10 protein-coding genes and 1 pseudogene are annotated in these 8,975 nt (G+C 66.9%); 6 read left to right on the forward strand and 5 right to left on the reverse strand.

The annotated features are described in order from the left end of the window. Positions 1–803, forward strand: an 803-nt coding sequence (gene blaPEN-bcc / locus G3N93_RS27545; RefSeq protein ID WP_206134382.1) for a PEN family class A beta-lactamase, Bcc-type, incomplete at its 5' end; no start/stop codon positions are given. Between the two features lie 480 nt (positions 804–1,283). Here blaPEN-bcc and G3N93_RS27550 read toward each other — a convergent pair. The 3 genes from G3N93_RS27550 to G3N93_RS27560 form a co-directional block, all read right to left on the reverse strand. Continuing rightward, a complete protein-coding gene (locus G3N93_RS27550) occupies positions 1,284–1,484 on the reverse strand; it encodes a hypothetical protein (protein ID WP_206134383.1) in 201 nt (66 codons plus the stop codon). A gap of 583 nt (positions 1,485–2,067) precedes the next feature. Beyond that, positions 2,068–2,436: an antibiotic biosynthesis monooxygenase gene (locus G3N93_RS27555; RefSeq protein ID WP_206134384.1), complete on the reverse strand. Its 369-nt coding sequence runs from the start codon at positions 2,434–2,436 to the stop codon at positions 2,068–2,070. A gap of 47 nt (positions 2,437–2,483) precedes the next feature. Beyond that, on the reverse strand, positions 2,484–2,930 hold the full coding sequence (locus G3N93_RS27560) for a MarR family winged helix-turn-helix transcriptional regulator (RefSeq protein ID WP_206134385.1): 447 nt from the start codon (positions 2,928–2,930) through the stop codon (positions 2,484–2,486). A gap of 176 nt (positions 2,931–3,106) precedes the next feature. Between G3N93_RS27560 and G3N93_RS27565 the strand changes: the two genes are divergently transcribed. Further along, positions 3,107–3,613 carry a hypothetical protein gene (locus G3N93_RS27565; RefSeq protein WP_206134386.1) on the forward strand — a complete coding sequence of 169 codons (507 nt, stop codon included), beginning with the start codon at positions 3,107–3,109 and terminating at the stop codon, positions 3,611–3,613. Between the two features lie 145 nt (positions 3,614–3,758). Here G3N93_RS27565 and G3N93_RS27570 read toward each other — a convergent pair whose 3' ends face one another. Together G3N93_RS27570 and G3N93_RS27575 are read right to left on the reverse strand one after the other, a co-directional pair. Then, a complete protein-coding gene (locus tag G3N93_RS27570; RefSeq protein ID WP_206134387.1) occupies positions 3,759–5,135 on the reverse strand; it encodes an ATP-binding protein in 1,377 nt (458 codons plus the stop codon). Next, positions 5,132–5,794 (reverse strand): response regulator, encoded by a 663-nt coding sequence (locus G3N93_RS27575; RefSeq protein WP_206134388.1) that lies wholly within the window; start codon positions 5,792–5,794, stop codon positions 5,132–5,134. Before G3N93_RS27575 ends, G3N93_RS27570 begins: the two co-directional genes overlap by 4 nt. A gap of 232 nt (positions 5,795–6,026) precedes the next feature. Here G3N93_RS27575 and G3N93_RS27580 point away from each other — a divergent pair, with 232 nt between their 5' ends. The 4 genes and pseudogenes from G3N93_RS27580 to G3N93_RS27595 form a co-directional block, all read left to right on the forward strand. Next, positions 6,027–6,380: a YgiW/YdeI family stress tolerance OB fold protein gene (locus G3N93_RS27580; RefSeq protein ID WP_011354377.1), complete on the forward strand. Its 354-nt coding sequence runs from the start codon at positions 6,027–6,029 to the stop codon at positions 6,378–6,380. A 55-nt stretch (positions 6,381–6,435) separates the two neighbouring features. After that, positions 6,436–7,296, forward strand: a complete 861-nt coding sequence (locus G3N93_RS27585) for a MurR/RpiR family transcriptional regulator (protein ID WP_206134389.1) — start codon at positions 6,436–6,438, stop codon at positions 7,294–7,296. 55 nt (positions 7,297–7,351) lie between these two features. After that, positions 7,352–7,777 carry an N-acetyltransferase gene (locus G3N93_RS27590; RefSeq protein ID WP_174985598.1) on the forward strand — a complete coding sequence of 142 codons (426 nt, stop codon included), beginning with the start codon at positions 7,352–7,354 and terminating at the stop codon, positions 7,775–7,777. Between the two features lie 193 nt (positions 7,778–7,970). Next, positions 7,971–8,975: pseudogene (locus G3N93_RS27595) on the forward strand (hypothetical protein); the annotation flags it as partial.

Below are 8,975 nucleotides of genomic sequence, written 5' to 3' on the forward strand. Positions count from 1 at the left end.
CTATCTCGCTCGACGCTCAGACGTTCGATGCGCTGGCGGCGCTCGAACGCAGCGCGGGCGGTCGCCTCGGCGTGTGCGCGATCGACGTCGCGAGCGGCCGGCGCGTGGAGCATCGCCAGAACGAGCGCTTCCCGTTCTGCAGCACGTTCAAGGCGATGCTGAGCGCGGCGGTGCTGGCGCAGAGCGTCGATCGCCCGGCGTTGCTGCAACAGCGCGTGACGTATACCAAGGCCGACCTCGTCAACTATTCGCCGGTGTCGGAGAAGCATGTCGGCGACGGCATGACGGTTGCCGCGCTGTGCGAGGCCGCGATCCAGTACAGCGACAACTCGGCTGCGAACCTGCTGATCAAGCTGCTCGGCGGCCCGTCGGCGGTGACGGCCTACGCGCGCTCGATCGGCGACGACACGTTCCGGCTCGATCGATGGGAGACCGAACTGAATACCGCGCTGCCGGGCGACCCGCGCGACACGACGACGCCGGCCGCGATGGCCGCGAGCATGCGCGTGCTGATGGTCGGCGAGGCGCTGCCGGCCGCACAGCGTGCGCAGCTCGTCGCGTGGATGCGCGGCAACAAGGTTGGCGACAAGCGGATTCGTGCCGGCGTGCCGGCAGGGTGGACGGTGGCCGACAAGACGGGCACCGGCGATTACGGGACGACCAACGACGCGGGTGTCGTGTGGTCGCCGTCGGGTGGGCCGATCGTGCTGGTCGTGTACTACACGCAGGCGAGCGCCGATGCGCGCGCGAAGGAAGACGTGATAGCGTCGGTCGCACGCATCGTGGTCAAGGCATTCGGTTGAGGCGGTACGGCGCGGCGTGCGTGATGCGGTCCGCACGCATGCCGTGCCGCAGCCGTGACCTGCGCGATCAAACGTTGTGCGATCAACAACTTAGGTCACGCATGCTCAGGATATCCACATGCTTGCCAACAAAAATTGTGGACAAGCTCGCGCGCGGCCGCATCCGGCGTGGCGCGGGCCGCCGTGCCGCGTTTGAGGCGGCACGGACAAAGTCTTTCGGATCAAGCGCTTGGCCTGGGTATGCGCAGGCTATCCACATGCTTGCCAACAAAATCTGTGGACAAGCCGGTCCGCACGCGCGGAAGGCGCCACGCCCCATGCTGAATGGGCGTCTGAGCGGCACTTTCCCGGTCGCGTGCCGCATTTGAAGCGGCGCGGACAAAGTCTTTCGGATCAAGTGCTTGGTCGCGGTATGCGCAGGCTATCCACATGCTTGCCAACAAAATCTGTGGACAAGCCGCGCGGCCGCGGTGGCGACGGTCAGGGCTGCCGATCGTCGACGGTGGGCCAGCGCGCGAACGCGAACACCCACAACATGATGAAGTTCAGGATCGGGACGAACATCGTCAGGATCCACCAGCCCGAATGCCCGGTGCGCCGGACGATGCGGACGTACGGATAGATGACGACGGCGACCAGCACGATTGAGACGACCAACTGCCACGCAGTGAAGTGTTCCATGGTCTTCCTCGGAGTGAGGTGTCGTGGTGCGGCGCCGGCGGAACGGCCGGGCCGTTGAGCCGTCGCGTGAAGCCGGCGATGCGCGCCTGCGTGCGGCTCGCGTGATCTTGACGCGTGGCAGGCGCGAGCGTCAAGGCGGCGGTGATGCGCTGCTGTTGCGCCGCTATTGCGCGGGATCGTCCGCCGGCGCGCATGCTCGGGCCGCACGGTGCCGCAACCGTGACGCCGCGCATGAACCGTAGCCCGATCAACGGGTTAGCGCAGGCTTGCGCAGGATATCCACAAGCTTGCCAACAAAATCTGTGGGTAAGTGGCGCAACGCATGGCGGGCGCGTATGTATCGGCTGCGGCGTGCATTGACGTGGCGTCGTGACGCGAAGTGCGGCGAAGCGGCGGCTGCGATGGCCATCACCGGGGCCTCGTCTGCATCACGCGTGCCAAAGTCCATCGGATCAAGGGCTTAGCGTTGCGGTGCGCAGGATATCCACAAGCTTGCCAACATTTTCTGTGGAGAAGTCGGGGTGCGCGAGCGACACGCAACCCACCCGCGAATGCCACGCGTTGCCCCGATTCATGCACGCACTCACGCCGTGCAGATACCGGCCACGCCGACTTTCTGGAACAGGTGCGGGCTCGCGACGGCGGACGACGGATAGGCCGACAGCTTGGCGACGAAATCCGGATGCGTGAAGGCCGCGCGAAACGCTGCGGTCGACTCCCAGACCGCGTAGTTCAGGTAAGTCGGACTGTCGCCGAGCGCGCGATGCAACTGGGTCGAGATGAATCCCGGCTGCCGCTTCATGAATTCGGCGTCGTCCTTCCACACGGCAAGAAAGTCCGCTTCGTCGTCGGCGGCCAACGTGAACACGTTGACGAGGACGACCGGCTCCGCATCGATGGCGATCTGTTGCTGGATCGGAAAGGCCGGATCCATCGGCTTGAAATGAGGCATGGGAACTCCTGCGGGTGAAGGTGAGGGGGGGCGGGGCGATTGAACGCTCACTCCGGTGCATCGGCGCCATGCGCGCGGGACATCGCCGACAGAACGCGGATCGCCGCATCCAGGTCGGCCGAACTGAAGTCGCCGGCGATGTCGCGGACATGCTGTTGCCACTGCTCGACCACGGCCTGATAGGCCGCCTCGCCGCGAGGCGTCAGCGCGTACAGGGGCGAGCGCTTGTGCGCCGGGTTCGGCCGCGACTGCACCAGCCCTTCGTCGGTCAGCACGTTGATCTGCTTCAGCACGGCCTGCCGCGTGATGCCCATCGCGTCGGCGATCTGCGGAATGTTCGGGGCGTCCGGCGCCAGCGAGATGGCGCCCAGCACCTGCCAGCGCGCACTGGTCAGGCCGTGCGGCCCGGAGAAGGTGTTGCCCCATTCGATCAGCAGGCCGTTCAAGCGGAATACGGACAGCGCGACGGCGGTCAATTTCGCGGATTTCGTCATGTTCGATGCGCGGGATGAATTGACAACTACTTTACGTATTGGACAACTAGTTGTCAATTAGACGAATGCACGTCCTTGAACGGGAGCGGGTCGGTAAACTGGCGACGCGATCCGGCATCGGTAACATTTGCCGCACCCGATGGCGGGCCGACAATAAAGAACCTGGAGAGAAATCAGTGAGAACGATCCGGAAAACGATCGCCGTGCCGTTGATGGCGGTGGCATGCGGCATGAGTGCGCACGCCTGTCAGCCTGCGTACCATCACACCGAGTATTTCGGCCGTAGCACCTACCTGAGCGACGAACTTCGCGACAAGGTGCTCGACGACATCCGTGCCAATCACTACACCGTCATCGAACCGAAAATCGGCTTGCTGTACTACCCGATCGTCAGGAAGGGCGACGCGATCTACCTTGGCCACCAGCCAATCGCGACGGAGAAGGACTCGTTCTGGTATCTGGGGCACGGCTATTACCAGCTGAACGGCCAGCTCTATTACATGGGCGAACGCGTCGGTGCGTATCCGGGCGGCGGCACCGTCGTCGTTCATGTCGAGGATCGCACGCGCCCCAGGCCGGACGACTATCCGAAGGGGCGCCTGTATTGCCGCGTCGAGCAGCACGCCAGCATCCTCGAAACCTCGACCGGCCTGCGGATCGAGCGGATCGTCGACGACAACTGATCCGGGCGTGGCGCTGACCCGGGCGGGTGCATTTGCCGCGCACGACGGACAAACCCTTTCCGATCAATGGCTTGGTGCCGTTAATGGAAGGTTGTCCACAAGCTTGCCAACACAATCTGTGGAAAAGCCGCACGATGTGCGCGCGTCAGCCCGGCAGCGGAAAGCGCACCGTGACGGTCAGCCCGCGTCCGCCGCGCGTGGTGCCGAGCGCGACCGTCGCGCGATGCTGTTCGGCGATCCGCTTGACGATCGACAGCCCGAGCCCGCTGCCCGACGACGTGACGGCCTGCGCGCCTTCGCCGCGATAGAAGCGCTCCCACACGTCGGTGCGTTCGGCTTCCGGGATCCCCGGGCCGTCGTCGGCGACTTCGAGCACGGGCGTCGTGCCGTCGATGCGTGCGGACACATCGACACGCGCGCCGTCGCCCGCGTAGCGGATCGCGTTGTCGACGAGGTTGTTCAGCAGGACGCGCAATGTGTCCGCATTGCCCGAGGTCATCACGGGCGTCGACACGATCGCGCCGAGATCGATCCGGTGCGCGTCGGCGACGCGTGTGCGATCCGACACCACCGACCGGCACAGCGCGGCGAGATCGACGGGGGCCGACGCGGAGGCGGCCGCCTGCGCATCGGGTTCGAGGCGCGCGAGCGTCAGCAACTGCTCGGCGAGGTGGCCGAGGCGCGTCGTGCCGGCGTGGATCTGCGCGAGGATGTGCTCGCGCTCCTCGGCGGTCGACGCGCGCCGCAGCAATTGCGACTGGATCGACAGCCCCATGATCGGCGTGCGCAACTCGTGTGCGGCATCGGCGATGAAGTGGCGCTGCAGCGTGAACGAGCGGTCGAGGCGCGCGAGCAGGTCGTTGATCGCTTCGGCGAGCGGTCGGACTTCGTTCGGCATCGAGCCGACGTCGACCGGTTCCAGATTGTTCGCATTCCTGCGTTTGAGGCCGGATGCAATCGAGCGCAGCGGCCGCAGCCCCGCGCCGATGCCGAACCACAGGCCGATCGCGAGCAGCGGCAGCATCGAGAACACGGGCCACAGCAGGTGCACGGCGATGCCCGCGATCGCTTCCCATCGGGCATGGCGAGCCTGCGCGAGCCGGATCGTCGTGCCGCCGCGCTCGGTCACATAGGTGCGCCACGGCTGCCCGTCGACGTCGACGCTCGCGATGCCTTTCTGCTCGGGCGGCGGCAGATTCGAATCGCGGTCGGTCGAATACACGAGCGTGCCGTTGCGCCACACCTGCAGCAGCACCGCGTCGGGGTCGCTCGCCTCGAAGCCGTGCTTGCCGTTGGCGTGGTTGCTGAACGACAGCTCGCCGTTCGGGCCGACGACGATCTGCTTCGACATGCTGCGCATCTGGTCGTCGAGCAGGTCGTCGAGCTCGCGCAGCGCGCCCCAGTAGGTGCCCGCACTCGCGACGAGGCCGATCACGCACGCGGCCGGCATCAGCCACGTCAGCAGGCGTCGCCGCAGCGACGCGTTGCGCCAGCGCGCGATCGCCTGTTGCATGCGTGTCATGCGCCGTCACCGATCCGGTAGCCGACGCCGCGCACCGTGCGGATCATGTCGTGGCCGAGTTTCTTGCGCAGGTTGTGGATGTGCACCTGCACGGCGTTGCTCTCGATTTCCTCGCCCCAGCTGTACAGCCGCTCCTCGAACTGCTCGCGCGAAATCACCGCGCCCGGGTCGCGCATCAGCTCGTGCAGCAGCACGAATTCCTTCGGCGACAGCGGCACTTCGTCGTCGTTGAGCCAGACGAGGTGCTTGACGGGGTCGAGCCGCAGCGGGCCGATCACGAGCGTCGTCTGCGCGCGGCCCGCATGGCGGCGGTTCACGGCGCGGATGCGGGCGAGCAGTTCGTCGAGCTCGAACGGCTTGACGAGATAGTCGTCCGCGCCGCCGTCGAGGCCTGCGATGCGGTCGGGCACGCCGTCGCGCGCGGTGATGATGATCGCGGGGAGGTTTTCGTCGCGGCGGCGCAGCGCGGCGAGCACCGACAGGCCGTCGCGGTTCGGCAGCCCGAGATCGAGCAGCAGCAGGCCGTAGCCGGTCGCGCGCAGCGCGAGGGACGCGGCGTCGCCGTCCTTCACCCAGTCGACCGCGAAGCCTTCCTGTTTGAGGCCCTGTTCGAGCCCGCTGCCGATCAGCGGATCGTCCTCGACGAGCAATACGCGCATGAATTGGTGTCTCTTCAACGGGGCGCCGTGGCGCCCGGGGTTCCCATGATAAGCGCCCGCGTCTTAGGCAGACCTTAAATGCGGGCGGTGCGCGGCGGGCTTTCGTACGCGTCCGATGCGGCACCGTGTCGCTTCGGCGCGACCTTCAGGTTTGCTTAATCTTACGGTCCGTAATCTGGAGCCGTCGCGTTCAACGGGGCGCGGCGTCACATCGAAGAAGAGGACCGCGATCATGAAACACCTGGCCAGAATCCTGACGGTTGCACTCGCCACGCTGCCCGCCGCCGTCTACGCGCAATACACCGGGCCGTCCACGCTGACCACGACCACCGTGAAGGAGCTGCTCGCGAACGGCAAGGACGACCAGCACGTGCAGTTGCAGGGCCGCATCGTCAAGCATGTCGGCGGCGAGGATTACGAATTCGCCGATGCGACCGGCACGATCCGCGTCGAGATCGACCACAAGCTGTGGACGGCCGGCCAGCCCGTCAGCGACAAGAGCGAAGTGAAGGTGACCGGCGAATTCGAGCGCAAGTGGTCGGGCAGCGTGAAGGTCGACGCCGATCACGTGGAAGTGCTGCGCTGACCGGTGCGCGCGGGGCCGGTGATACCATGGACGACCGGTTCCCGTTCCCACCAAGATGGCCGCCAATTTCGACGAACTCGCGTCCCGGATCCGGGCGCAATTTTCCGAGCTGAGCCCGCAATTCCAGGCGGGCGCCGCCTTCCTGCTCGATCATCCCGACGAAGTCGCCACCTCGTCGATGCGCAAGGTCGCCCAGCGCGCGCAGGTGCAGCCCGCGTCGCTCGTGCGGCTCGCGCAGCAATTCGGCTTCCCCGGCTGGAACGAGCTGCGCGACCTGTGCGTCGCACGTGTACGCACGCGCCCCGAGCCGCTCACGCAGCGGGCGCGCTCGCTCGTGCGGCCCGACGCGAAGGCGTCGCTCGCGCACGACCTGCTTGCCGCGCAACAACACAACCTGTCGGCCACCGCCGCGCAGAACGAGCTCGCGCTCGCCGATGCCGCGAAACTGATCCGCAAGGCGTCGCATGTGCATGTCGCGGGGTTTCGCTCGTGCTATCCGGTCGCATTCGGCTTCGTGTACGGCTACCGGCTGTTCCGTCCGACCGTGTCGCTGCTCAACGGCGTCGCCGGTTCGCTCGAAATGGAGCTGCGGACGATCGCGAAGCAGAGCGTGACCGTCGTCGTCAGCTTCGCGCCGTATTCGCAGGAAGCGACGCGCGTCGCGCAGGCCGCGAAGGCGCAGGGCAGCCGGATCGTCGCGATCACCGACAGCGCTGTGTCGCCGATCGCACTGCACGCGGATGCGCAACTGATCTTCACGCACGACAGCCCGTCGTTCTTCCCGTCGCTGGTGGCCGCGCACGCGATGGCCGAAGCGCTGGTCGCGCAGTTGCTGGCGCTCGAAGGCAGCGATGCGATCGCCGCGCTCGAGCGCACGGAAGCCGAACTGCACGCGAAGGGCGCTTACGTCGTTTGACGCGCGTCGTACGGCTTCAACGCTTCCTTATGGTCGATTCAAGCGGATTCAACCGATGACGTTCACATACGAGGTGACGGATGCGGGCGACGCGAACGTTCGCAAGCAGATCGTCGCGCCGCTCATCCGGTTCAACGAAAGCCAGGCGGGCCCGAACGACGCCCGTCCGCTGGCCGTGGTCGTGACCGATGGCGAGGGCGTGGTGGTCGGTGGCTTGTGGGGCAGCACGGCGTACGGCTGGCTGCATGTCGACCTGCTCGTGGTGCCCGAGGCCGCGCGCGGCCAGGGCGCGGGCACGCGCATCATGGATCTGGCCGAGGCGGAAGCCGTCGCGCGCGGCTGCCACGGCGCTTGGCTCGACACGTTCGACTTTCAGGCGCGGCCGTTCTACGAGAAGCGCGGCTATGTCCGCTTCGGCGAGCTGCCGGATTATCCGGTCGGACACGCGCGCATTTTCCTGACGAAGAAGCTCGCGGGCTGAGCGCCGCCGCCGCGGAGAGCGGCGCGGTTGACGAGGTCGCCGGCCGTCGCCTAGGATACCGGTCAGCGATGCAGGTCGCTTCCGGGTCCGCGGAAAGGGTTGAACCCACCTGTCGCAGCAAATTCAGCTTTCCTCCTGTCCTTTGTGCTGGCGGTATTGCGGACCTTCGGCCATTTACTGCACGAGGATTCGCATGAAAAAGCTGCCTCCCAAGGCCAATCCCGATCATCTGAAAAAGCAGGCCAAGGCGTTGTTGCGCCTGTACCGGCAGGGCGACGCCGATGCCGTCGCGCGCTTCGTCCGGTTTCTCCCTGCAGCAGCGAACCGCACCCACGACGAAGCGCTCGCGCTCGGGCTTCGGCTGCACGACGCGCAATCCTGCATTGCGCGCGAGTACGGTTTTGCGTCGTGGGCCGATCTCGGCGCATTCGTCGAAACGCATGCGCTGGCGGGGCAACAGCGATCGGAGCTGATCCGGCGCTGGCTCCACCTGGCGTACGGCGGCGACGTGACCGGCGGCTTCGACGCGCCCCGGCCGCGCGTCGCCGCGCAATTGCTGCTCGACCATCCCGATCTCGTGGCGGGCGATCCGACCGTTGCCTGCGCGGCCGGCGACCTCGACGCGGTGAAGGCGGCACTGGCCGCCGATCCCGGCTGGATCGCGCGCGGCGGCAGCGTGCTGAAGCTGCCGCCGCTGGTTGCCGTCACGCATTCGCGGCTCGGGCAGCTTCCCCAGTTTGCCGTCAGGCTGCGCGCGTGCGCGCGTCTTCTGCTCGATGCCGGCGCCGATCCGAACCAGCGGATCGGCAACCGCTTTCCGCCGGCTTCGCTTGCCGCACCCGACGAAGCGGAGCCGCTGTCGGCGCTGTACGGCGCGGCGGGCGTCAATCGCGATCCGGTGCTCACCGCCATGCTGCTGGAAGCCGGCGCCGATCCGAACGACGGCGAATCGCTGTATCACTCGGTCGAAAATCCGGCCTGTACGCGCGTGCTGCTCGAACACGGCGCGCGGGTAGGCGGCACGAATGCGTTGCGGCGCGCGTTCGACATGCGCGACGCAGATGCACTCGAACTGCTGCTCGCGCATGGCGGCGACCCGAACGAGCCGCCTGGCGCGGGGCTGGCGGAGACCTGGGGCGCGCCGTTGTTGCGGGCGATCGGCGTGCGCTGCTCGGCACGCCATGTCGCCGCGCTGCTG

The organism is Burkholderia sp. Se-20378 (assembly GCF_017104665.1).
Classification (GTDB): Bacteria; Pseudomonadota; Gammaproteobacteria; order Burkholderiales; family Burkholderiaceae; genus Burkholderia; species Burkholderia lata.